The 22,920-nt window shown below is 71.7% G+C and carries 19 protein-coding genes and 1 pseudogene; 9 read left to right on the forward strand and 11 right to left on the reverse strand.

Annotation, left to right across the window (positions count from 1 at the left end; all coding sequences use genetic code 11):
* Positions 1-14: 14 nt before the first annotated feature.
* A complete protein-coding gene (locus AB0B50_RS31750) occupies positions 15-944 on the reverse strand; it encodes a LysR family transcriptional regulator (protein WP_362339239.1) in 930 nt (309 codons plus the stop codon).
* 90 nt (positions 945-1,034) lie between these two features.
* Here AB0B50_RS31750 and AB0B50_RS31755 point away from each other — a divergent pair, with 90 nt between their 5' ends.
* Positions 1,035-2,075, forward strand: coding sequence for an EamA family transporter (locus AB0B50_RS31755; protein ID WP_362339240.1), 1,041 nt, complete (start codon positions 1,035-1,037; stop codon positions 2,073-2,075).
* Here AB0B50_RS31755 and AB0B50_RS31760 read toward each other — a convergent pair.
* From AB0B50_RS31760 to AB0B50_RS31770, 3 genes and pseudogenes are all read right to left on the reverse strand, one after another.
* Positions 2,065-2,742, reverse strand: a pseudogene (locus tag AB0B50_RS31760) (sugar phosphate isomerase/epimerase family protein); the annotation flags it as partial. The gene AB0B50_RS31755 and the pseudogene AB0B50_RS31760 overlap by 11 nt on opposite strands.
* Positions 2,743-2,819: 77 nt before the next feature.
* Positions 2,820-3,803 (reverse strand): bifunctional helix-turn-helix transcriptional regulator/GNAT family N-acetyltransferase, encoded by a 984-nt coding sequence (locus tag AB0B50_RS31765; protein WP_362339241.1) that lies wholly within the window; start codon positions 3,801-3,803, stop codon positions 2,820-2,822.
* Positions 3,804-3,903: 100 nt separating this feature from the next.
* Positions 3,904-4,503, reverse strand: a complete 600-nt coding sequence (locus AB0B50_RS31770) for a LysE family translocator (protein WP_362339242.1) — start codon at positions 4,501-4,503, stop codon at positions 3,904-3,906.
* A 28-nt stretch (positions 4,504-4,531) separates the two neighbouring features.
* Here AB0B50_RS31770 and AB0B50_RS31775 point away from each other — a divergent pair, with 28 nt between their 5' ends.
* Positions 4,532-6,073, forward strand: coding sequence for a PLP-dependent aminotransferase family protein (locus AB0B50_RS31775; protein WP_362339243.1), 1,542 nt, complete (start codon positions 4,532-4,534; stop codon positions 6,071-6,073).
* Here the strand turns inward: AB0B50_RS31775 and AB0B50_RS31780 are convergent.
* Positions 6,068-7,126, reverse strand: coding sequence for a LacI family DNA-binding transcriptional regulator (locus AB0B50_RS31780; protein ID WP_362339244.1), 1,059 nt, complete (start codon positions 7,124-7,126; stop codon positions 6,068-6,070). The two genes, AB0B50_RS31775 and AB0B50_RS31780, sit on opposite strands and share 6 nt — an antisense overlap.
* Before the next feature lie 136 nt (positions 7,127-7,262).
* Here AB0B50_RS31780 and AB0B50_RS31785 point away from each other — a divergent pair, with 136 nt between their 5' ends.
* The 3 genes from AB0B50_RS31785 to AB0B50_RS31795 are packed head-to-tail and all read left to right on the forward strand — an operon-like array spanning position 7,263 to position 10,446.
* The gene (locus AB0B50_RS31785; RefSeq protein WP_362339245.1) at positions 7,263-8,423 is read left to right on the forward strand and encodes a Gfo/Idh/MocA family oxidoreductase; all 1,161 of its coding nucleotides are present in this window, start codon (positions 7,263-7,265) and stop codon (positions 8,421-8,423) included.
* Positions 8,420-9,589: a dihydrodipicolinate synthase family protein gene (locus tag AB0B50_RS31790; RefSeq protein ID WP_362339246.1), complete on the forward strand. Its 1,170-nt coding sequence runs from the start codon at positions 8,420-8,422 to the stop codon at positions 9,587-9,589. The genes AB0B50_RS31785 and AB0B50_RS31790 overlap by 4 nt, the downstream gene beginning before the upstream one ends.
* Positions 9,586-10,446, forward strand: coding sequence for a sugar phosphate isomerase/epimerase family protein (locus AB0B50_RS31795; protein WP_362339247.1), 861 nt, complete (start codon positions 9,586-9,588; stop codon positions 10,444-10,446). Before AB0B50_RS31790 ends, AB0B50_RS31795 begins: the two co-directional genes overlap by 4 nt.
* 33 nt (positions 10,447-10,479) lie before the next feature.
* Here AB0B50_RS31795 and AB0B50_RS31800 read toward each other — a convergent pair whose 3' ends face one another.
* On the reverse strand, positions 10,480-11,010 hold the full coding sequence (locus AB0B50_RS31800; RefSeq protein WP_362339248.1) for a DUF937 domain-containing protein: 531 nt from the start codon (positions 11,008-11,010) through the stop codon (positions 10,480-10,482).
* A 285-nt stretch (positions 11,011-11,295) separates the two neighbouring features.
* Here AB0B50_RS31800 and AB0B50_RS31805 point away from each other — a divergent pair, with 285 nt between their 5' ends.
* Together AB0B50_RS31805 and AB0B50_RS31810 are read left to right on the forward strand one after the other, a co-directional pair.
* Entirely contained in the window at positions 11,296-13,530 is a 2,235-nt protein-coding gene (locus AB0B50_RS31805; RefSeq protein WP_362339249.1) for an ATP-dependent RecD-like DNA helicase, read from the forward strand.
* Positions 13,531-13,735: 205 nt separating this feature from the next.
* Positions 13,736-15,025: a citrate synthase gene (locus tag AB0B50_RS31810; protein WP_362339250.1), complete on the forward strand. Its 1,290-nt coding sequence runs from the start codon at positions 13,736-13,738 to the stop codon at positions 15,023-15,025.
* Positions 15,026-15,489: 464 nt separating this feature from the next.
* Here AB0B50_RS31810 and AB0B50_RS31815 read toward each other — a convergent pair whose 3' ends face one another.
* The 5 genes from AB0B50_RS31815 to AB0B50_RS31835 form a co-directional block, all read right to left on the reverse strand.
* Positions 15,490-17,748 carry a heavy metal translocating P-type ATPase gene (locus AB0B50_RS31815; protein ID WP_362339251.1) on the reverse strand — a complete coding sequence of 753 codons (2,259 nt, stop codon included), beginning with the start codon at positions 17,746-17,748 and terminating at the stop codon, positions 15,490-15,492.
* Positions 17,749-17,867: 119 nt separating this feature from the next.
* Positions 17,868-18,185, reverse strand: coding sequence for a heavy-metal-associated domain-containing protein (locus AB0B50_RS31820; protein WP_362339252.1), 318 nt, complete (start codon positions 18,183-18,185; stop codon positions 17,868-17,870).
* 136 nt (positions 18,186-18,321) lie between these two features.
* Positions 18,322-18,519, reverse strand: a complete 198-nt coding sequence (locus AB0B50_RS31825; RefSeq protein WP_362339253.1) for a MarR family transcriptional regulator — start codon at positions 18,517-18,519, stop codon at positions 18,322-18,324.
* Positions 18,520-18,974: 455 nt separating this feature from the next.
* The gene (locus AB0B50_RS31830; RefSeq protein ID WP_362339325.1) at positions 18,975-19,844 is read right to left on the reverse strand and encodes a helix-turn-helix domain-containing protein; all 870 of its coding nucleotides are present in this window, start codon (positions 19,842-19,844) and stop codon (positions 18,975-18,977) included.
* A gap of 110 nt (positions 19,845-19,954) precedes the next feature.
* Positions 19,955-20,854, reverse strand: a complete 900-nt coding sequence (locus AB0B50_RS31835; protein ID WP_362339254.1) for a sugar phosphate isomerase/epimerase — start codon at positions 20,852-20,854, stop codon at positions 19,955-19,957.
* Positions 20,855-20,991: 137 nt separating this feature from the next.
* Here AB0B50_RS31835 and iolC point away from each other — a divergent pair, with 137 nt between their 5' ends.
* Together iolC and AB0B50_RS31845 are read left to right on the forward strand one after the other, a co-directional pair.
* Positions 20,992-21,978 carry a 5-dehydro-2-deoxygluconokinase gene (gene iolC, locus AB0B50_RS31840; protein WP_362339255.1) on the forward strand — a complete coding sequence of 329 codons (987 nt, stop codon included), beginning with the start codon at positions 20,992-20,994 and terminating at the stop codon, positions 21,976-21,978.
* Positions 21,975-22,877, forward strand: a complete 903-nt coding sequence (locus tag AB0B50_RS31845; RefSeq protein ID WP_362339256.1) for a deoxyribose-phosphate aldolase — start codon at positions 21,975-21,977, stop codon at positions 22,875-22,877. The genes iolC and AB0B50_RS31845 overlap by 4 nt, the downstream gene beginning before the upstream one ends.
* The last annotated feature ends 43 nt before the right edge of the window (positions 22,878-22,920 follow it).

Here is a 22,920-nt window from a genome sequence, read left to right on the forward strand (position 1 = left end):
ACCCCCACGTCCCCTCACGTGCGTACGCGACTGCGGGCCGTCTCGGTCTCCGTCGGCCAGTGCGCCTGTAGGGCCTTGACCGTTTCCGCGATCGCCGGGCGGCGCGAGGCACCCGTGCGCCACAGGGCGTAGAGGCGGCGGATCGGCAGGGGGTCCAGGGAGACCGTGACCGCGCCGTCGGGGACGGGGCCGCGGCCCAGGCGGGGGATCAGCGCGATGCCGAGGCCCGCCGCGACCAGCGCGACGAGCGTCGGGTTCTCCTCCGCCTGGTGGGCGATGTCGGGCTCGCACCCCGCCTCCCGCAGCGTGCGCACCAGCCACTCGTGGCAGACGAGCCCCGGCGGCTGCGTGATCCAACGCTCCGCCTTCAGCTCTTCACGGCGTACGGAATCACGCCCCGCGAGCCGGTGCCCGACCGGCACCACCAGATCGCAGAGGTCGTCGCCGATCACCGCCTGCTCGACCCCCGCGGGCGTCGGCAGCGGCGCGATGTCCCAGTCGTGGACGACGGCCACGTCGACCGCCCCCTTGGCCACCAGGTCGATGGAGAGATGCGGGTCGATCTCCGACATGCGGGCGTCGAGCGCCGGGTGGCGGCGGGCCAGGTCCGCGAGCACCCCGGGCAGCAGGCCCCGCGCCGCCGAGGCGAACGCGGCGATCGTGAGGCGCCCCGCGGGCACCCCGCGCCGCTCTTCGAGTTCGGTCTCCGCGCGTTCGACGATGGCCATCAACTGGCGTGCGGTGTCGGCGAGATGGAGCGCCTCCTCGGTGAGTGCCACGCCTCTGCCCCGGCGCTCCAGAAGTGTCGTACGCGTCTCCCGTTCCAGCTTGGCTATCTGCTGGGACACCGCGGACGGGGTGTAGCCGAGCGCGGTGGCGGCCGCGCCGACGGTGCCGTGCACGGAGACGGCGTGCAGGGCGCGGAGCCGGGCGAGATCGAGCACGTGGTCCTCCCCATTCATCAGCGTTGCTTCATCCAACCATGCAGAGATCCGCGCTGGTCCTACACGGTCGGGCCGGGTGATCCTCTACGCATGCGACCCGCACATGTCTGCCTGGCCGTCCTCGTCGCCGCCGTCTGGGGCGTCAACTTCGTCGTGATCGAGGTGGGGCTCGACCACTTTCCGCCGCTGCTCTTCTCCGCCCTCCGCTTCCTCGTCGCGGCCCTGCCCGCCGTCTTCTTCGTGGGGCGGCCGAAGGTGGCGTGGGATGGGGGCTCCCCTGCTCGAACGAAGGTGAGGGCTTGGGGATGGGTGGTGGGCGTGGGGCTCGTCCTGGGGGTCGCCAAGTTCGGGCTGCTCTTCATCGGGATGGACGCGGGCATGCCGGCCGGGCTCTCGTCCCTCGTCCTGCAGATCCAGGTCGTCTTCACCGCCCTCTTCGCCTTTGTGGCGCTGGGCGAACGGCCCGGCAGGATACGGGTGTCGGGCATGGTCGTCGCCCTCGCGGGGATCGGCGTCGCGGCGGTGGACGAGGGGGAGACCGGGCCGCTCACCGCGTTCGCGCTGCTGATCGGCGCGGCGGCCTGCTGGGGCGTCTCCAACGTCCTCACCCGCAAGGCGTCGCCGCCCGACTCCCTGAACTTCATGGTGTGGGTGAGCACCGTCCCCGTACTGCCCCTGCTCGCGCTCTCCCTGCTCCTCGAAGGCCCGTCCAGGGACCTCGCGGCGCTGCGCTCCCTGGACTGGTCGGGCGCCGGCATCATCGTGTACGTCGCCTGGATCACGACGGTCTTCGGCTTCGGCGCCTGGGGCTACCTCCTGCGCCGACACCCCGCGTCCACGGTCGCCCCGTTCTCCTTGCTGGTCCCGGTCTTCGGCATGACGTCGGCGGCGTTGGTCCTGAACGAGTCGGTGAGCGGCTTGAGGTGGTGCGCGGCGGCACTGCTGGTGGGCGGAGTGGCGCTGACGTCACTGCCGCGCGTCGCCCGCCCCGGTGGCGTCAGTGTGCCCGGCTCACCAGCCGCGACAGGAGATCCCGCCCAGGCCCCAACAGCCCCTCCAGCGGCGCAGCCCCCTCGTACCACCGCTTCTCGTACTCCCAGCACAACCACCCCTCCCACCCGGCCTCGGTGAGCAATGACACGCATTCGCCCAGCGGCAGCGCCCCCGCCCCCAGCGCCAGCGGCGTCGTGTCGTCCTTCGAGGCGATGTCCTTGACCTGGACATAACCGAGATAGGGAGAGAGCGCGGCGAAGCTCTCGGCGGGCGCCTCGTCGCCGAGCCAGGTGTGCATCACGTCCCACAGCGCCCCGACCTGCCGGTGCCCGACCGTCCCGAGGACACGGGTGACGTCCGCACCGGTGCGGTGCGAGTCATGGGTCTCCAGCAGGATGCGTACGCCGGCGTCCGCCGCGTGCCGCGCCGCCGTGCCGAGCCGCCGCGCGGCCGTCGCGTCGGCCTCGACCGCGCTCTGCTCCGTGCCGCCGCCGGGGAAGACGCGGATGAACGGGGCGCCCAGGTCACGCGCGAGGGTGACGAGGGAACGTATCTCGTCGAGGACGGGCTCGTCGTCGCCGGGCGCCGCCACGTGCGCGTACCCGGCGATGCCGAGGATCTCGATGCCGGACGCCTTGAACTCGGCGGCCACGTCGGCCCGTTCGACCAGGCCGAGCCCCGGGTGCACCGGTTCCTCGGGGTGGGCGCGGAGCTCTACGCCGTGGTAGCCGTGGGCGGTGGCGAGCCGGAGCACGTCGGAGACGGGAAGGCCGGGCACACCGAGGGTGGAGAAGGCGAATTTCATGGGACCGACAGTAGGCGGCGTGCGGGCATGGTCAACCCCGCCGCGACCCCGCCGCCGCGCCGGACTCGCGCGGGCGCTCACGCGGGCCGCTCGTGCAGCGGAAGCCGCCAGTCCTGCCCGACGAGGTCGGCGCCGAAGGAGCGGTGGGGCTTCTCGGCGACGAGGACGAAGCCGTGGCGGCGGTAGATGGCGCGGGCCGACGCCAGGACGTCATTGGTCCACAGGGTCAGCTCGCGGTAGCCGACGCCGCGCGCGAACTCCACGCAGGCGCCGACCAGTTGGTCACCGATACCGAGGCCGCGCGCGTCCGGATCGACGAGCAGGAGCCGCAGCCGCGCCGCCCCCGGCGCCTCGTCCCGTACGCACATCACGCACCCCACGGGCCGCCCGTCGAGCTCGGCGATCCAGACGCGCTCCAGGTAGGGATCGTGATCCTGGGCGAAGTCGGCGACGATGCGGGCGACCAGGCCTTCGTAGTCGGCGTTCCAGCCGAACTCGGACGCGTACACCGCGGCGTTGTGCTGCACGATCCACCCGAGGTCGCCCGCTCCGGGCTCCCTGAGCAGGACGCTCTCGCGGCGCCGGGGGCGTCCCGGGGTGCGGGTGAGGATGTCCCGCACGGTGCGCATGGCCGAGGCGAGACGGGCCCGCTCGGCGGCGGGCACCTCGGCGAGCAGTGAGCCGACCGCCTCCCGGGAGCGCTCGTCGAGGAGGGCGGCGGCCTCGCGCCCGCGCGCGGTGAGCGTGATGCGCTGGCGGCGCGGATCGGGCGCGGAGGGCGCTCGCTCCACCAGGCCGTCCCGTTCGAACTTGGCGAGCAGACGGCTCAAGTACCCGGCGTCGAGGGAGAGTTCGGCCCGCAGGTCGGCCGCGTCGGTGTGCGGCGCGTGCGCCAGTTCGTACAGGACGCGGGACTCGGTGAGGGTGTAGGGGACGTACAGGTGACGGCTGTAGTCGAGCGCGCCGATGAGGTTGGTGTAGAACCGGTTGAAGGCCCGCATCTCGTGGATGGGCGTGTGCGGCGCCGATGTCGGTGAGGGGGCTGGGGAGGGCTTCGTCATGCGGATCACTCCGGGTCGCCTTTGACTGAGTCAACGGTACGTCGGAGCGGCGACGCCGGGAACCCTCCACGCCGGAGCCGCTCGGAGGAACGCGAGCCGCTCAGAGGAACGCGAGGCGCGCCCCCAGCGCCGCGAACGCCGCCGCGAAGGTGCGCCGCATCCAACTCACCACGCGCGGCCGCGAGATGACGTGGCTGCGCATCGCCGCCGCGAAGTGGCCGTACGCCACGAAGACCACGAACGTGATCAGCATGAAGTACGCGCTCAGCTCCGTCATGCGCAGGAACGCGTAGGGCTCGGCGGCGCTCACGAACTGCGGCAGGAACGCGAAGAAGAACAACGTCAGCTTCGGGTTGAGGATGTTGATCAGTACGCCCGTCAGGATCGTCCGGCCCGCCGGGCGCGGCTCGCTCTCGCGCTCCGCGGTGAGCTCGCTCTTGTCCCGCAGCGTGCTCCACGCCATGTACAACAGGTAGGCCACACCGAGGTACTTGAGCGTCTGGAAGGCGACCGCGCTGGTGTTCAGGAGCGCGGCGAGACCGGTGATCGCGGCGACCATGTGCGGAACGACGCCGAGGGTGCAGCCGACGGCCGCGACCACCGCGGCGCGGGTGCCCCGGGAGAGGCCCGCCGCGATCGTGAACAGCACGCCGGTGCCGGGGGTCACGCAGACGACGAGGGAGGTGAGCAGAAATTCCATGTCTCGACCCTCGCGCCACAATGGCTCCATGAACAGGTCCAATGGAGGCCCTCCCCATCGGTCCATAAATCGGTCCGCGGATCGGGGCGTGGCTCGGTCCGCGACAGGTGGCGACGTGGCCGCCGAGAGCCGCGCCACCTCCGACTTCCTGCAGCTCGACCCACGCGACGCCCCGCGTGGCGGCCTCTCCGACTGGCTGGCGCGGCAGATCAGGGGCGCCATCGCGGACGGCCGCCTCACCGTCGGCAGCAGGCTCCCCGCCACTCGCGCACTCGCCGACGAGCTGCGCGTCTCCCGCGGCGTCGTCACCGAGGCCTACCGCCGGCTCACCGAGGACGGGCACGTCGCGGGGCGCGGGCGGGGCGGCACCGTCGTCGTGGCCGTGCCGCAGGCGTCAACCGGCAGCGGCAAGGCGCCGGTTGAGGGGGCCGCACGGTCCCGTGACGTGTTCACCGCGCCCACCGACCTCGGCACGTTCGACGCCGTCCGCGCCGCAGCCGCCCGCATCGACCTGTCGCCAGGCCTGCCCGACCTGGCCGCCTTCCCGCGCGCGGCCTGGCTGCGCGCCGAGCGCTCCGTGCTCGCCCGGCTCACGCCGTCGGACTTCGGGTACGGGGATCCGCGCGGCACCCCGGCCCTGCGCGCCGCCGTCGCGCGCTGGCTCTCCCACAACCGCGGCATCCCGGCGGCCCCGGACGACGTGATGATCGTGAGCGGCACGGCCCAGGCGCTGCGGCTGCTCGTCGACGTCCTGCACGCCGACGGGATCACCCGGATCGCGGTCGAGGAGCCGGGGTCGCTCGGCGTGCGGCAGCACCTGCGGCCGCTCGACACCCCGCCCGTCCCCGTCGACGCCCACGGCATCCGCGTCGACGCGCTGCGGGCCACCGGCGCCCCTGCCGTGCTGCTCACGCCCGCCCACCAGTTCCCCACCGGGGTCGTCCTCGGCGGCGAACGGCGCCGCGAGCTGATGGACTGGGCCCGCGAAGGCGGCCTCGTCGTCGAGGACGACTACGACGCCGAGCATCGCTACGACCGGCCCGCCGTGCCCGCCCTGCGCGCGCTGCTCCCCGAGCACGTCTGCTACGCGGGCAGCGTCTCCAAGCTCCTCGCGCCCGCGCTGCGCCTGGGCTGGCTGCTCGCCCCCGCCGCGTACCGGGACGCGCTGCTTGACGCCAAGCGCCTCGTCGACCTCGGCAGCGCGGCGCTGCCCCAGCTCGTCCTCGCCCACCTCATGGACTCCGGCGACCTGGAGCGTCATCTGCGGCTCATCCGCAAGCACCACCGCAGGCGCAGGGACGCGATGATCGAGGCGATAGGGGAGTGCCTTCCGGGCGCGGTCGTGCACGGCGCCGCCGCGGGCCTGCACCTGACCATCACCTTCGGCGAGGACGCGTACGACGGCTCCGACGCCGACCTCGCCACCGCGGCGCTCGCACGCGGCGTCAAGGTGCACCCCCTGTCCTGGCACACCCAACTCCCGCACGCCCCGGGCCTGGTCCTCGGCTACGCGGCGAGCACGCCCACCGAGATCGCGGAAGGGGTGGCGGTGCTCGGGCAGCTGCTATGAGGCTCCGGTCCTCCGGGGCGCCGCCGTCGACCCCCGCACCATCAACTCCCCGTGCACCGTGGCCACGTGGCCCGGCGGGGGCTTCTCCTTGCCCATGGCGATGCGGCCCGCCCGTGCCCCCGCCTCGTGCAGCGGCAGGCGCACCGTCGTGAGGGCGGGGACCGCGTCGATGCTGAACGGCAGGTCGTCGAAGCCCGCCACCGACACGTCGTCGGGGATGCGCAGGCCCTTGTCGCGCAGGGCCGCGCAGGCACCCAGCGCCACCGTGTCGTTCGCGGCGACCACGGCCGTCAAGTCGGGGGCGCGGCGCAGGAGTTCGTCCGTGGCGTCGTAGCCGGAGCGGCGGTCGTAGGGGCCGTGGACGGTGAGCGCGGGGTCGTCCTCGATGCCGCGCGCGGCGAGCGCCGCCCGGTGGCCCTCCAGGCGGTGCCGGGTGGTCGTGCGCTCCTCGGGTCCCGCGATGTAGCCGATGCGCCGGTGGCCGAGGCTCAGCAGATGTTCCGTCAACTGCTGCCCGCCGCCGCGGTTGTCGAAGGTGAGCGCCACCGCGTCGGTGTCCGGCGAGGGCGGCCGCCCGCACAGCACCACCCGGGTGCCCGCCTCCGCGAGGCGCCGCAGCTTGCCCGAGATGGCGGAGGCATGGTCGACGTCCTCGATCGCGCCGCCGGTCAGGATCACCGCGGCGGCGCGTTGGCGCTGAAGGAGTGTGAGGTAGGTGAGTTCGCGCTCCGGGGAGCCGCCCGTGTTGCACACCACCGCCATGCGCTCCCCGCCCGCGCGCCCGCCGGGCCCGCCGATCTCGGACTGCACGGCGCCCGCCATGATCCCGAAGAAGGGGTCCGCGATGTCGTTGACGAGGATGCCGACCAGGTCGGACGTGGCCGCGGCGAGGGCGCTCGCGGGGCCGTTCAGGACGTACTCCAGGTCGTCCACGGCCCGCAGCACGCGCTCGCGCGTGGCCGCCGCCACGGGGTAGTTGCCGTTCAGCACGCGGGAGACGGTGGCGGGGGAGACCTGCGCGCGGGCCGCCACGTCCGCCAGGGTCACGGTCATCTCGTCGTCCTCCGGTCACCCGTGTTGTCGTCCTCCGGTCACCGCTGTCGACCGAAGCCCTTGTCCCAACCTTGTGCGGCAGGCTAGCTTGCCCTTGGGTAGAAAGCGCTTGCTATGCACCTACGGAGGGACTTTCGTGACACGCAAGACGGTGCGCATCGCCATGAACGGCGTCACGGGACGCATGGGCCACCGCCAGCACCTGGTCCGCTCGATCCTCGCCCTGCGCGACCAGGGCGGCCTCGACATCGGCGACGGCACCGTGCTGTGGCCCGAGCCCGTCCTGGTGGGCCGCAGGGAGCACGCGCTGCGCGTACTCGCCGCCGAGCACGGCCTGGAGCACTGCTCGACCGACCTCGACGCGGTCCTCGCCGACCCGTCCGTGGACATCTACTTCGACGCGCAGGTCACCTCGGCCCGCGAGGACGCCCTCAAGAAGGCCATCGCGGCCGGAAAGCACATCTACACCGAGAAGCCGAGCGCCACCGGATTCGACGGCGCCCTGGAGCTTGCGCGCCTGGCACGGGACGCGGGTATCAAGCACGGCGTCGTCCAGGACAAGCTCTTTCTGCCGGGCCTGCTCAAGCTGAAGCGGCTCATCGACGGCGGCTTCTTCGGCCGGATCCTGTCGGTGCGCGGCGAGTTCGGGTACTGGGTCTTCGAGGGTGACTGGCAGGACGCCCAGCGCCCCTCCTGGAACTACCGGGCCGAGGACGGCGGCGGCATCGTCGTCGACATGTTCCCGCACTGGGAGTACGTCCTGCACGAGCTGTTCGGCCGTGTCCGCAGCGTCCAGGCGCTGACCGCCACGCACATCCCGCAGCGCTGGGACGAGCGCGACAAGCCCTACGACGCCACCGCCGACGACGCCGCGTACGGCATCTTCGAGCTGGACGGCGGCGCGATCGCGCAGATCAACTCCTCCTGGGCGGTACGGGTCAACCGCGACGAGCTGGTGGAGTTCCAGGTCGACGGCACCGAGGGCTCGGCCGTCGCGGGGCTGCGCAACTGCCGTGTACAGCACCGGAGTACGACCCCCAAGCCTGTCTGGAACCCGGACCTGCCCGCCACCCACTCCTTCCGCGACCAGTGGCAGGAGGTCCCCGACAACCAGGGGCCCGAAGGGTTCGACAACGGCTTCAAGGCGCAGTGGGAGCTCTTCCTCAAGCACGTGTACGCCGACGCGCCCTACCACTGGGACCTCCTCGCGGGCGCGCGCGGCGTCCAACTCGCCGAGCTGGGCCTGAAGTCCTCGGCCGAGGGCCGCCGCGTCGAGGTCCCGGAGATCGAGCTGTGAGCACCCAGGACACCGTCCGCCTCCCGCGCGCGGGAGGCGGCACCTACGCCCACACGCCCCGCACCGACGCCGCCCCGCAGCCCTCGCCGGGTGCCCCTTTCACTTCCCGTACGGTCTTCTCCGCCGCCCACGTGGTCGCCGACCCGTACGCGGACGTGTCGCCGGACGGCCCCGCCGCCGTCGACTGGGACGCCACCCTCGCCTTCCGCCGCCACCTGTGGTCGCACGGCCTCGGTGTCGCCGAGGCCATGGACACCGCTCAGCGCGGCATGGGCCTGGACTGGGCGGGCGCCGCCGAGCTCATCCGGCGCTCGGCGGCCGAGGCGAAGGCCGCCGGGGGACGGATCGCGTGCGGCGCGGGCACGGACCAACTGGCCGTGCCCGCCACCCTGTCGCAGGTCAGAGACGCGTACGAGGAGCAGCTCGCCCTCGTCGAGTCGGTCGGCGCGCAGGCGATCCTGATGGCGTCGAGGGCCCTGGCCGCCGCGGCCGCCACCCCCGACGACTACCTGGAGACGTACGGCCACCTGCTGCGCCAGGCCGCCGAGCCGGTGATCCTGCACTGGCTCGGCCCGATGTTCGACCCCACCCTGGAGGGTTACTGGGGCTCGGCCGACCTGGACGCGGCGACGGAGACCTTCCTGGAGGTGATCGCCGCCCACCCCGACAAGGTCGACGGCATCAAGGTCTCGCTCCTGGACGCGGACCGCGAGATCGCCCTGCGCCGCCGCCTGCCCGACGGCGTGCGCTGCTACACCGGCGACGACTTCAACTACCCCGAACTGATCGCGGGCGACGACCGCGGCTTCAGCCACGCCCTGCTGGGCGTCTTCGACCCGCTGGGGCCGCTGGCGGCGGAGGCGGTACGGATCCTGGACACCGGAGACACGAAGGGTTTCCGCGAACTCCTGGACCCCACAGTCGAGTTGTCCCGCCACCTCTTCCAGGCCCCCACGCGCTACTACAAGACCGGCGTCGTCCTGCTGGCCTGGCTGGCCGGGCACCAGAGCCACTTCACGATGGTGGGCGGCCTGCAGTCGGCCCGCTCGCTCCCGCACCTGGCCCGCGCCTACGAACTCGCCGACGGCCTCGGCCTGTTCCCCGACCCTTCCCTGGCGGCGTCCCGCATGCGCGCGCTGCTCACGGTCCACGGAGTCCCGCAATGAGTGCCCTCCAGCCCCAGCCTCAGCCCTTTCCTCTGCCTCTGTCCCGTCTCAGCATCAACCAGGAGACCATCAAGCAGTGGTCGCTCCCCGAACTCGCCGAGGGGTGCGCCAAGGAGGGCATCGGAGCGGTCGGCCTGTGGCGCGCGCCGGTCCAGGAGTACGGCGTCGAACGCACCGCCCGTCTGATGCGGGACGCCGGGCTTGCGGTGACGAGCCTGTGCCGGGGCGGCTTCTTCACGGACCCCGACGAGGCGGCACGCGCGCGTGCCCTGGACGACAACCGCGCGGCGATCGACGAGGCGGCGACCCTCGGCACGGACACGCTGGTCCTGGTCTCGGGCGGCCTGCCGCCGGGCAGCAGGGACCTGGCGGGCGCCCGCGAACGCATCGCGGAAGCACTCGCCCTGCTCGGCCCCTGTGCCGAGGACCGCGGCGTACGCCTCGCCATCGAGCCCCTGCATCCGATGTTCGCCGCGGACCGCTGCGTGGTCTCCACCCTGTCCCAGGCGCTCGACCTCGCGGAACGCTTCCCCGCACGTCAGGTGGGCGTGGTCGTGGACACGTACCACGTCTGGTGGGACGACAAGGCCCCCGAGCAGATCGCACGGGCGGGCCGCGGCAACCGCATCCACGCCTTCCAACTGGCGGACTGGATCACGCCGTTGCCCGCGGGCGTCCTCCTGGGCCGCGGTCAACTGGGCGAGGGAAGCATCGACTTCACGTTCTTCCGCGACCAGGTGGAAACGGCGGGCTACACGGGCCCGATCGAGGTCGAGATCTTCAACGAGACGCTGTGGGAAAGGGACGGCACGGAGGTCCTGCGGGAGACGGCAGAACGCTTCCGCACGCACGCGTGACGCGCGTTCCGTACGTCCGCGGAGCCGCGGCCGCTACTTCTTGCCGCCCAGGATCTGGCCCAGCAGGTCGCCGAGGCCGCCGCCCGAGGAGGAGGCGGGCGCGGCCGATCCCGCCCCGGGGGCCTTCGCCTTCGCCGCGCGCTTGGTCAGGACCGCCAGGACCACGGGGATCAGCATCTCGATGACGCGGGAGACCGTCGGTGCGGGGATGCCGGTCTTCTTGGAGACCGCGTTGGCCACCGGCTTGCTCATCTTCGCGAGCATGCCGGACATCATGCCGCCGGCGGCGAGACCGCCCAACCCGCCGAAGGCCGCGACACCTTGGAGGGGGGCTTCCTCCTGGGCCTCCTCCCGCACCGCCTCGGCCGGCTCCTGCTCCGTGGTCGACGCCTGGTCCTCGAGGTCCGCGGAGAGCGCGGACACCGTGGTGCCCACGACGTCCCGGGCCCCGGCCGCGTCCGTGCCGAGCAGGCCCGCGATCTCCTGGAGCTTGTCGTCGCCGAGCTCGTTCAGCACGTCCTCCTCGAAGGACGGGGAGCCGTCGGCCTGAGAATCATCGCTCATGCCCCAAACGCTACGTCTGCCCGGGTTCATCAGCATCTGGAAGCCGTACCGAAAACTCGCCCACAACGCCGTGCAACCCTTCGGCCACCAGGCGTGTCGTACTTGGCGTCAGGACTTCCCGAGGGGGATCCGGGGGGATTCGAGGGGGTTGCTGACAGGGGAGGGAAGCGAGGGGCCCGGTCGACGGACCGGGCCCCTCGAAAATTGTCCACAGCTCCTGCGGTGAGCGGGCCCTGTTGTCCACGGGCCGTCCGCGTTGTCGGTGCCGGGCGGTAGCGTCGGATCATGTCGAGTCAAGCACCGGCGATGTCGGTGCTCGAGGGGGTCCTCGAGCGCATCACGTACGCCAATGAGGAGACCGGGTACACGGTCGCGCGCGTCGACACCGGCCGCGGCGGTGGCGACCTGCTCACGGTCGTCGGCTCACTGCTCGGCGCCCAGGTCGGCGAATCGCTGCGGATGCAGGGCCGCTGGGGCTCCCATCCCCAGTACGGCAAACAGTTCACCGTGGAGAACTACACGACGGTGCTGCCCGCCACCATCCAGGGCATCCGCCGCTACCTCGGCTCCGGCCTCATCAAAGGCATCGGCCCCGTGATGGCCGACCGCATCACCACCCACTTCGGCGTCGACACCCTCGACGTCATCGAGACCGAGCCCAAGCGGCTCGTCGAAGTACCCGGGCTCGGTCCCAAGCGGACCAAGATGATCGCCGCCGCCTGGGAGGAGCAGAAGGCCATCAAGGAAGTCATGGTCTTCCTCCAGGGCGTCGGCGTCTCCACCTCCATCGCCGTGCGCATCTACAAGAAGTACGGCGACGCCTCCATCTCCGTGGTGAAGAACGAGCCCTACCGCCTCGCCGCCGACGTCTGGGGCATCGGCTTCCTCACCGCCGACCGCATCGCCCAGTCCGTCGGCATCCCGCACGACAGCCCCGAACGCGTCAAGGCCGGCCTGCAGTACGCCCTTTCGCAATCCACCGACCAGGGAAACTGCTACCTCCCCGAGGAGCGCCTCATCGCGGACGCGGTGAAGCTGCTCCAGGTCGACACGGGCCTGGTCATCGACTGCCTCGCCGAACTGGCGGGCGAGGAGGAGGGCGTCGTCCGCGAGTCCCTCCCCGACCCGGACGGCGGGGACGACATCACCGCCGTCTACCTCGTCCCCTTCCACCGCGCCGAACTCTCCCTGGCCGCCCAGCTGTCCCGCCTCCTCAAGACCGACGACGACCGCATGCCCGCCTTCCGCGACGTCGCCTGGGACAAGGCCCTTGCCTGGCTCTCGGACCGCACGGGCGCCGAACTGGCCCCCGAGCAGGAGGAGGCGGTCAAGCTCGCGCTGACCCGGAAGGTCGCCGTCCTGACCGGCGGACCCGGCTGCGGCAAGTCCTTCACGGTCCGCTCCGTCGTCGAGCTGGCCCGCGCCAAGAAGGCCAAGGTCGTGCTCGCCGCCCCCACGGGCCGCGCCGCCAAGCGCCTGGCCGAACTCACCGGCGCGGAGGCCTCCACCGTGCACCGCCTGCTCGAACTGAGGCCCGGAGGCGACGCGGCGTACGACAAGGAGCGGCCGCTCGACGCCGACCTGGTCGTGGTCGACGAGGCCTCGATGCTCGACCTGCTCCTCGCCAACAAGCTGGTCAAGGCCGTCCCGCCGGGCGCCCATCTGCTCTTCGTCGGTGACGTGGACCAGCTGCCCAGCGTCGGCGCGGGCGAGGTCCTGCGGGACATGCTCGCTCCGGAGAGCCCGATCCCCGCCGTCCGCCTCACCCGCATCTTCCGGCAGGCCCAGGAGTCGGGCGTCGTCACCAACGCCCACCGCATCAACTCCGGCGTCCCGCCCCTGACTCAGGGCATGAAGGACTTCTTCCTCTTCGTGGAGGACGAGACGGAGGACGCGGGCCGCCTGACGGTGGACGTGGCCGCGCACCGCATCCCGAGGAAGTTCGGCCTCGATCCCCGGCGCGACATCCAGGTCCTCGCCCCCATGCACCGCGGCCCCGCGGGCGCCGGCACCCTCAACGGCCTCCTCCAGCAGGCCATCACCCCCGCGAGGCCCGGCCTCGCCGAGAAGCGGTTCGGCGGCCGGGTGTTCCGCGTCGGCGACAAGGTCACCCAGATCCGCAACAACTACGAGAAGGGGCAGAACGGCGTCTTCAACGGCACGGTGGGCGTCGTCACCGCCCTCGACCCCGACGAACAGCGGCTCACCGTCCTGACCGACGAGGACGAGGAAGTCCCGTACGACTTCGACGAACTGGACGAGCTCTCCCACGCCTACGCGGTGACGATCCACCGCTCCCAGGGCAGCGAGTACCCCGCGGTGGTGATCCCGGTCACCACCGGCGCCTGGATGATGCTGCAGCGGAACCTGCTCTACACCGCGGTGACGCGCGCCAAGAAGCTGGTCGTCCTCGTCGGTTCGCGCAAGGCTCTGGGGCAGGCAGTACGCACGGTCTCCGCGGGTAAGCGCTGTACGGCCCTGGATTTCAGGCTTTCGGGGCGCCGTGGGTCAGGCCCGTGACGATTTGATCGATCAAACGAGTCGGAAACGTCACACAGCACTTTCGGAACCGGGGCGAAGGGGGCAGGATGAGCAGGTTGGCGGCACTGAGTGCCGCCAATAGGCCCAATGGTCGACCCCGAGTGCACTCTCCAGGGCCAAATGGGGGATGGTAGAGACAGTCAGGGCACCTCGAAGAAGAGGCACAACGTCGGTGAGGGATGACGTGAGCGACAACTCTGTAGTACTGCGGTACGGCGATGGCGAGTACACCTACCCGGTGATCGATTCGACCGTCGGCGACAAGGGCTTCGACATCGGGAAGCTCCGCGCCCAGACCGGTCTGGTGACCCTGGACAGCGGCTATGGCAACACCGCCGCCTATAAATCCGCCATCACCTACCTCGACGGCGAGCAGGGCATCCTCCGGTACCGCGGCTACCCGATCGAGCAGCTGGCCGAGCGCTCCACCTTCACCGAGGTGGCGTACCTGCTGATCAACGGCGAGCTGCCGAAGGTCGACGAGCTTTCCACCTTCAAGAACGAGATCACGCAGCACACCCTGCTGCACGAGGACGTCAAGCGTTTCTACGACGGTTTTCCGCGTGACGCCCACCCGATGGCGATGCTGTCGTCCGTGGTCAGCGCGCTGTCGACGTTCTACCAGGACAGCCACAACCCGTTCGACGAGAAGCAGCGTCACCTCTCGACGATCCGCCTTCTCGCCAAGCTTCCGACGATCGCCGCCTACGCGTACAAGAAGTCGCAGGGCCACCCGGTCGTCTACCCGCGCAACGACCTCGGCTACGTCGAGAACTTCCTGCGCATGACCTTCTCGGTGCCCGCCGCCGAGTACGAGCTGGACCCGGTCGTCGTCTCCGCGCTCGACAAGCTCCTGATCCTGCACGCGGACCACGAGCAGAACTGTTCGACCTCCACCGTGCGTCTGGTCGGCTCCTCGCAGGCGAACATGTTCGCCTCGATCTCCGCCGGCATCTCGGCCCTGTGGGGCCCGCTGCACGGTGGCGCCAACCAGTCGGTCCTGGAGATGCTCGAGGGCATCCAGGCCACGGGCGGCGACGTCGACACCTTCATCCGCAAGGTGAAGAACAAGGAAGACGGCGTGAAGCTCATGGGCTTCGGGCACCGCGTGTACAAGAACTTCGACCCCCGGGCGAAGATCATCAAGGCGGCGGCGCACGACGTCCTCTCGGCCCTCGGCAAGTCCGACGAGCTGCTCGACATCGCGCTGAAGCTGGAAGAGCACGCGCTGGCCGACGACTACTTCGTCGAGCGCAAGCTGTACCCGAACGTGGACTTCTACACGGGTCTCATCTACCGCGCGATGGGCTTCCCCACGGAGATGTTCACCGTGCTGTTCGCCCTCGGCCGGCTGCCGGGCTGGATCGCCCAGTGGCACGAGATGATCAAGGAGCCGGGTTCGCGCATCGGCCGCCCGCGGCAGATCTACACGGGTGAGGTTCTGCGGGACTTCGTCCCGGTTGAAGGTCGCTGATCCTTTTCGGGAACTGCGGGCCGCCTGTGGCTGGCCGCGCAGTTCCCCGCGCCCCTTACGGGGCTTAGCGGAAAGCGCCCCGCCATCGATCCCCCCACGGGTCGACGGTCGGGGCGCTTCCCTTTTTCCCGGTGCGGATTCCCCCCACGGGATCCGGCCGGGCGTCTGTGGTTGCCCTGCGGTCTGCCGGGACGCGTACGTACGGGAGGGCCGCTCAAAGCTCCCCGGTGCACGTGCCCCGGCAACGCAATTCAAGGAACATCCCCCAAGATGTCCCCATATGCCGGAAGACGTCCCCCAAGACATCTTCCTGCATCGCCCCATTAGACTCGCGACCCCCCTCAATGGTTACGTTCGGATCACTGTGATCTGCGTCTCTTGCATATGTCCTGTACATGCGCAAGAGCCCCGATATGGGGATCGGGGCTCTGGTGTGAAGGTGTCGAAACGGACATGTGAAGGGCTTATGTGAACGCCCTCAGGCGAAGACTGTTCGTGACCACGAAGACCGAGGAGAACGCCATGGCGGCGCCCGCGATCATCGGGTTCAGCAGTCCGGCCGCGGCGAGCGGCAGCGCGGCGACGTTGTAGCCGAAGGCCCAGAAGAGGTTGCCCTTGATGGTGGCGAGGGTCTTCCGGGAGAGCCTGATGGCGTCGGCCGCCACCCGCAAGTCCCCGCGCACCAGCGTCAGATCGCTCGCCTCGATCGCCGCGTCCGTGCCGGTGCCCATCGCCAGGCCCAGATCGGCGGTGGCCAGCGCCGCCGCGTCGTTCACGCCGTCCCCGACCATCGCCACGACCTTGCCCTCGCCCTGCAGCCGCTTCACGACGTCGACCTTGTCCTGCGGCAGGACCTCCGCGTACACGGCCTCGGGGGCGATGCCCACCGTCCGCGCGACCGCGTCCGCGACGGCCTTGTTGTCGCCCGTGAGCAGCACCGGCGTGAGGCCGAGCGCGCGCAGCTCGCGCACCGCCTCGGCGCTGGTCTCCTTCGGAGTGTCCGCGACGGTCAGGACGCCCCGCGCGGCCCCGTCCCAGGCGACCAGGACGGCGGTGCGACCCGCCGCCTCCGCGTCGGCCCTCAGCTTGGCGACGGCCTCCAGGCCCGTGACGCCCGCGTCCGCGAGGAGCCGCTCGCGTCCCGCAAGCACTGCGTGCCCCTCCACCGTGCCGCGCACCCCGAACCCGGCGACGTTCTCGAACCGTTCGGTCGCCGGGAGTTCACCGTCGCCGATGCCCAGGCGCTCGGCGGCGCCCGCCGCGACGGCCCGTGCGATCGGGTGCTCGGAGGCGTGCTCCAGGGCGCCCGCGAGGCGCAGCAGCTGCCTCTCCTGGGTGTCCCCGGCGACGCACACGTCCTTCAGCTCCATGCGGCCCGTGGTCACCGTCCCGGTCTTGTCCAGGGCGACGGTGTCGACGCGGCGCGTGGACTCCAGGACCTCGGGGCCCTTGATGAGGATGCCGAGTTGGGCGCCGCGCCCCGTGCCGACCATCAGGGCGGTCGGCGTGGCGAGGCCGAGCGCGCAGGGGCAGGCGATGATCAGGACGGCGACGGCCGCGGTGAACGCGGCGGTCGCGTCGCCCGTGGCGCCCAGCCAGCCGCCGAGCGTGCCGACCGCGATGAGCATGACCGCCGGCACGAAGACTCCCGCGATGCGGTCCGCGAGGCGCTGCACCTGGGCCTTGCCGGTCTGCGCGTCCTCGACGAGCCGCGCCATCCGCGCCAGTTGGGTGTCCGAGCCGACGCGCGTGGCCCGCACCACCAGGCGCCCCGAGGTGTTCACGGTCGCCCCGGTGACGGCGTCGCCCGCGCCCACGTCGACCGGCACGGACTCGCCGGTCAGCATCGAGGCGTCGACCGCGGATGTGCCCTCGACGACGGTGCCGTCGGTCGCGACGGTCTCTCCGGGGCGTACGACGAAGTGGTCCCCGACGGCCAGTTGCCCGACCGGAATCCGTGTCTCCCTGCCCTCCCGCAGCACCACCACGTCCTTCGCGCCCAGCTCCAGGAGGGCGCGCAGCGCCGAGCCCGCCTTCCGCTTGGAGCGGGCCTCCAGCCAGCGCCCGAGCAGGATGAACGTGATGACGCCCGCGGCGACTTCGAGATAGATCGTCGAGGCGCCTTCCCCTGGCGCGACGGTGAAGTCGAAGCCGTGCCGCATCCCCGGCATCCCGGCGTCTCCGAGGAACAGCGCCCACAGCGACCAGCCGAAGGCGGCGAGCGTGCCGACCGAGACGAGGGTGTCCATGGTCGCCGACGCGTGCCGCAGGTTGGTGAAGGCCGCCCGGTGGAAGGGCAGTCCGCCCCAGACGACGACCGGCGCGGCCAGCGTCAGCGAGAGCCACTGCCAGTTGTCGAACTGCAGGGCGGGGACCATCGCGAGCAGCACGACGGGCAGTGAGAGGAGCGCGGAGACGATCAGGCGCTGCCGCAGGGTGTCGGGCTCGGTGATGTCGGCGGTGGTCGGGGCCGGGGCGCCGCCGTCCTCCGGCTCGGGGGCGGGCGGCAGGATCTCCTCGGCGCTGTAGCCCAGCTTCTCGATCTGGGCGATCAGCTGGGCGACCTCGACCCCGTCGGCGTACTCGACCTTGGCCTTCTCCGTGGCGAGGTTGACCGAGGCGGTCACGCCCTCCATGCGGTTCAGCTTCTTCTCGATGCGGGACGAGCAGGAAGCGCACGTCATCCCGCCGACGGCGAGTTCGACTTCGGAGACTTCGGTCATGGCTCTTTCGTACTGCTTCCGGGGTGGTGGAACGGCGGCGGGCCCTGTGGTGTCGGTCTCGACGCCACAGGGCCCGGGGTACCCGGCGGAGTGCCGGTCAGCCCTGCGCCCGCGGGGGTTCAGGCCTTGACGCCGACGAGCTCGTAGCCCGCCTCGTCGACGGCGGCGCGCACCGCGGCCTCGTCAAGGGGTGCCGCGGAGACCACGGTGACCTCGCCGGTCGCGGCCACGGCCTTGACGGAGTCGACGCCCGCGATCTCCGAGATCTCGCTGGAGACGGCGCCCTCGCAGTGCCCACAGGTCATGCCCGTCACCTCGTACACGGTGGTGACGGCGCCCTGCGGGGTCCCGGCGGTGGCGCCGGAGTGGCAGGAACCGGAGGGGGAGCAGCAGGAGCCGGTCGTCTCGGCCTGCGGAAGCTCGGTCTGGGCGCTCATATCGGTTCTCCTCGGAAGGCGTGTGTCCAGGTGCGGCGTAGCGTGCAGGAGGGCCCCGGCAACCCCCGGTGACCTCCTGACGCACTCCACACTATACCCCTAGGGGGTATTTCTCAACGAGGTCGGCGTGTGCCGTTCAGTCTCTGCGCCCGCGGTTGCCCGGGCGGGAAGCGACCCAGGCGCGGATCGTGTCCGCGTACCAGAACGGCTTGCCGCTCTCCACGTGGTCGGGGGCGGGCAGCAGTCCGTGCTTGCGGTAGGAGCGCACGGTGTCGGGTTGCACCCGGATGTGCGCGGCGATCTCCTTGTACGACCAGAGCCTGCGGTCGGTCATCAGTGCACCTCCCTGCGTGCGCGCCCAGAGCGGCCGGAGAGGCCGACGGGGGAGCTGGGCGCGGCGCGCGGCGATCACTCAGCCTGTGCCCGGTGAACGACGCCCGGTGAGTGCAGGGGAGCGGCTGTCGACTCCCTGTGACGCAAGACCCGCGTACGCGAGACATGTGTGACAGGAAGAGAGTGTTTGTGACGGAAGAGACGCATCAGTGCAGCGCGTTGCTCCGGCGCGCGAGCGGCGTGAGCGTGGTGGTGCGCGCGTGGCGGTGCGAGCGGTGTGCGCGTGCTGGTCCGCGTGGCGGTGCGAGCGGTGCGGGCGGTGTGAGCACAAGCCGAGGTGGGCCGGGCCCGCTGCGCCGGGTCCGGCCCACCGGCTTCCCCGCGTCCCCTCCGGCTCCCGGCACAGAGGTGAGCGGGTTCCCCCGCGCCAGTTGGCTCAAGGGCCACAGAGTGCCGTCAGCGCCGCCCGCGGGTCTTGGAAAAAAGCGCACCGGGCGCGGCGGCCCCCGCGGGCAGCACCAGGCTCGTGGGCTCGCCGTCGAGCCGGTCGTTCGACGGCGGCCCGGACCGGGGCACCGGGCCCGTCCGTCGCGCCGCCGTGAACTGGCGCGGTGTGCACCCCGTCATCGCCTTGAACTCGCCGCTCAGATGCGCCTGGTCGTAGTAGCCGCAGACCGCCGCCGTCTCCGCCTGGCCGCGTCCTGCCGCGAGCATCGCGCGGGCCCGCTGCAGCCGCAGGACCCGCGCCGCCGCCTTGGGGCCGATGCCGATCTGCTCCCGGAAGCGGTTCTCCAACTGGCGCACGCTCCAGCCGACTTCCTCGGCGAGGTGCCCGACGGGGGCGGTGCCCCGGGAGCGCACGAGCTCACTCCAGGCCCGCACGGTCCGCGCCGATGGCGGCGGGCCCTCATCGGACCAGCGGGCGAACACGTCGTCAAGGAGGTCGAACCGCGCCCGCCACGACGGCGACGCGCCGAGCGCCGCGGCCAGTTCGGCGATGCTGTCCCAGCGGCCCCGGCCCGGCCGCACGCCGAGCGCGTCGGGGTCGAGGGTGCGGTCGGCCAGTTCGTGCAGCGCGGTGCCGAAGAGCGTGGAGGCGGCCCAGGGCGCGAGCAGCACCTCGATGCCCGCGAGGCGCCCGTCGTGCTCGCCGAGCACCGGCGTCGTGCCGAGGCCGGAGAGCACCGAGACGAGCGACACCGCGGGGCGCACGGGCCGCGCGCCGCCGGAGCCGCTGACGCCGGAGATCCGTAAGGGCCGGTCGAAGCCGAGCATCAGGGTCACCGCGCCGATCGGCACCTCAAGGCGTCTGCGCGGTCCGGTCATCGTGAGCCGCAGCCCGCGGTAGCTGATCACGCCGGGGCGCAGGCGCGGGTGCGGGCGCGCGAGGGCGATCTCCCACTGCCCGTCGGGAGCCCGCAGGACGTCTGTCGCCGTCAGGCTCCGCACGACCGCAGGAAGGCGCGGGTGCGGCGGGCGATCGGCAGCGGCCTGTCCGGCTCGCAGGGGTACATGTCCTGCTCCACGATGGCGAAGAGCTCGACGCCCAGCTGCTGTGCCGCGGCGAGGACGGGCTCCAGGGCGGGCACCCCGGCAGGCGGCTCGCACATCACGCCGCGCGCCACCGCGGGGCCGAACGGCACCTCCTGGGCCCGCACTTCGGCGAGGACATCCGGGTCGACCTGCTTGAGGTGCAGATAGCCGATGCGTTCGCCGTACGTCTCGATGAGCTTGACGTTGTCGCCGCCGCAGTAGGCGTAGTGGCCGGTGTCCAGGCAGAGCGAGACGAGGTCGGGGTCGGTGGCGTCGAGGAAGCGGGTGACGTTCTCCTCGCTGTCGATGTGCGTGTCCGCGTGCGGGTGGACGACGACGCGCAGGCCGTACCGCTCGCGGACCTCGCGCGCCAGGCGCTCGGTCTGGGTGGTCAGTTCACGCCATTGTGCGGGCGTGAGCACGCGGTCCTCCAGGACCTCGCCGGTCTTGTCGTCGCGCCAGAAGGAGGGGATGACGACGAGGTGTTCGGCGCCCATCGCCTGCGCGAGCGCGGCGTTGTCCGCGACGTGCGCCCAGGTCCTGTCCCAGACGGCGGGGCCGTGGTGCAGCCCGGTGAAGACCGTGCCCGCGGACACCTTGAGGCCGCGCCGCTCGGTCTCGGCCCTCAGCAGGGCGGGGTCGGTGGGCAGATAGCCGTACGGGCCGAGCTCGATCCACTCGTACCCGGACTCCGCGACCTCGTCGAGGAACCGGTGCCAGGGCACCTGTCGGGGATCCTCGGGGAACCACACGCCCCACGAGTCGGGCGCCGAACCGATCCGGATGCGAGACAGCGTCGTCATACCGGCAAGCCTCCAGGCCCCCTCGGAAGAGTGTCAAGGACTGGTCCGAATGTAAGGACAAAATGTTGACAGGGCTCCTGGGGCGGGATTAGACCTGGGGGAGACGACCGACCGGGCCCGGAGAGGGGACGTGCAGGGTGACCGATCCGTACGACGTCGATCCCTATGACGTCGATCCCTATGACGTCATCACCATGGGCCGGATCGGGGTGGACCTGTATCCCCTGCAGGCCGGGGTGCCCCTCGCCGAGGTCACCACGTTCGGGAAGTTCCTCGGCGGCTCGGCGAGCAATGTCGCGGTCGCCGCGGCGCGTCTCGGGCGCCGGGTCGCCGTCGTCACGCGCACCGGCGAGGACCCCTTCGGCGCGTATCTGCACCGGGCGCTGCGGGAGTTCGGCGTCGACGACCGCTGGGTGAGCGGCGTCGCGGGTCTGCCGACGCCGGTGACGTTCTGCGAGGTCTTCCCGCCGGACGACTTCCCGCTGTACTTCTACCGGCTGCCGAAGGCGCCCGACCTGGAGATCCGCGAGAGCGAGCTCGACCTCGACGCGATCGCGGCGGCGCGGATCTTCTGGATGACGGGTACGGGGCTGTGCGCGGAGCCGAGCCGTTCGGCGACGCTGGCGGCGCTCGCCCGCCGCGCGCGGTCGGGAATCACCGTGTTCGACCTGGACTGGCGGCCGATGTTCTGGGCGGATCCCGATGCCGCACGACCCCACTACGCCGCCGCCCTCGCGCACGCCACCGTGGCCGTCGGTAACCTCGACGAGGTGGAGATCGCCACGGGGGAGCGCGAACCGTTCGCGGCGGCGCGGGTGTTGCTGGACGCGGGCGTCGAACTCGCCGTCGTGAAGCAGGGGCCCAAGGGGGTCCTCGCGATGAACCGCGCGGGGGAGTCCGCCGAAGTGCCGCCGCTGCCGGTGGAGGTCCTCAACGGCCTCGGGGCGGGCGACGCGTTCGGCGGGGCGCTGTGCCATGGGCTCCTTGCCGGCTGGGACTTGGCACGGATCATGCGGTACGCGAACGCGGCGGGCGCGATCGTGGCGTCCCGCCTGGAGTGTTCTTCCGCGATGCCGTTCCCCGACGAGGTCCTTGCCGCGGTGGAAGCGGGGGCCGTCACGTGACCGGGCTCGACGTCGTCGACGTGAGCGAACTGTGCCGCATTCGCGCGCAGCACCCCGAAGCCATCGCCGAAGCCGCCGCCCGTCGTCCCCGGCGACCCCTCCTCGGGGACGGCGGGCGGCTGATGATCGTGGCCGCCGACCACCCCGCGCGCGGGTCGCTCGGCGTGGGGAGCGATCCCCTTGCCATGGCCAACCGCGGGGACCTCCTGGAGCGGCTCTGTCTCGCGCTCTCGCGGCCCGGGGTCGACGGTGTGCTCGCCAGTGCCGACGTGCTCGACGACCTGCTCCTGCTCGGCGCCCTGGACGGCAAGGTCGTCATGGGGTCGATGAACCGCGGGGGCCTCGCGGGGGCCTCCTTCGAACTGGACGACCGGTTCACGGGGTACCGCCCCGAGGACATCGAACGGCTCGGCTTCGACGCGGGCAAGCTGCTGCTCCGCGTCGACTACGAGGACCCGGGATCGCTGACCACCCTGCACTCCGCGGCCCGCACCGTCGACGCCATGGCGGAGCTCGGCCTTCCGGTGTTCGTCGAGCCGTTCCTGACCCGCCGCCAGGGCACGGGGGCGCCCCGCAACGACCTGAGCGCCGACGCCGTCACGCGCTCCATCGCCATCGCCTCCGGGCTCGCGGGGACCTCCGCGTACACCTGGCTGAAGGTCCCCGTCACCGAGAACCCCGACGACATGGCGCGCGTCATGGAGACCTCGACCCTGCCGGCGGTGCTGCTCGGCGGCGACATCGGCAACGATGCCGGGGGCGCGGTCGCCGCGTTCGAGAAGTGGCGCGGCGCCCTGCAACTGCCCACCGTGCGGGGTCTCGTCGTGGGAAGAGCTCTGCTCTACCCGCCCGACGGGGACGTGGCGGGGGCGGTCGACACCGCCGTAGGACTGCTGTAGCAGGGCAACAGGCCGCGTCCAGGCCGAGGAGGCAAGGAGGCCC

It is taken from the genome of Streptomyces sp. NPDC041068 (genome assembly GCF_040647455.1).
Lineage (GTDB): Bacteria > Actinomycetota > Actinomycetes > Streptomycetales > Streptomycetaceae > Streptomyces.

Bases quoted from the DNA above. Each gene is read 5' to 3' on its own strand.
- AB0B50_RS31755 (WP_362339240.1), top strand. From the start codon at position 1,035: ATGCGACCCGCACATGTCTGCCTGGCCGTCCTCGTCGCCGCCGTCTGG.
- AB0B50_RS31765 (WP_362339241.1), bottom strand. From the start codon at position 3,803: ATGACGAAGCCCTCCCCAGCCCCCTCACCGACATCGGCGCCGCACACG.
- AB0B50_RS31770 (WP_362339242.1), bottom strand. From the start codon at position 4,503: ATGGAATTTCTGCTCACCTCCCTCGTCGTCTGCGTGACCCCCGGCACC.
- AB0B50_RS31775 (WP_362339243.1), top strand. From the start codon at position 4,532: ATGAACAGGTCCAATGGAGGCCCTCCCCATCGGTCCATAAATCGGTCC.
- AB0B50_RS31780 (WP_362339244.1), bottom strand. From the start codon at position 7,126: ATGACCGTGACCCTGGCGGACGTGGCGGCCCGCGCGCAGGTCTCCCCC.
- AB0B50_RS31795 (WP_362339247.1), top strand. From the start codon at position 9,586: ATGAGTGCCCTCCAGCCCCAGCCTCAGCCCTTTCCTCTGCCTCTGTCC.
- AB0B50_RS31800 (WP_362339248.1), bottom strand. From the start codon at position 11,010: ATGAGCGATGATTCTCAGGCCGACGGCTCCCCGTCCTTCGAGGAGGAC.
- AB0B50_RS31805 (WP_362339249.1), top strand. From the start codon at position 11,296: ATGTCGAGTCAAGCACCGGCGATGTCGGTGCTCGAGGGGGTCCTCGAG.
- AB0B50_RS31815 (WP_362339251.1), bottom strand. From the start codon at position 17,748: ATGACCGAAGTCTCCGAAGTCGAACTCGCCGTCGGCGGGATGACGTGC.
- AB0B50_RS31820 (WP_362339252.1), bottom strand. From the start codon at position 18,185: ATGAGCGCCCAGACCGAGCTTCCGCAGGCCGAGACGACCGGCTCCTGC.
- AB0B50_RS31825 (WP_362339253.1), bottom strand. From the start codon at position 18,519: ATGACCGACCGCAGGCTCTGGTCGTACAAGGAGATCGCCGCGCACATC.
- AB0B50_RS31830 (WP_362339325.1), bottom strand. From the start codon at position 19,844: ATGACCGGACCGCGCAGACGCCTTGAGGTGCCGATCGGCGCGGTGACC.
- AB0B50_RS31835 (WP_362339254.1), bottom strand. From the start codon at position 20,854: ATGACGACGCTGTCTCGCATCCGGATCGGTTCGGCGCCCGACTCGTGG.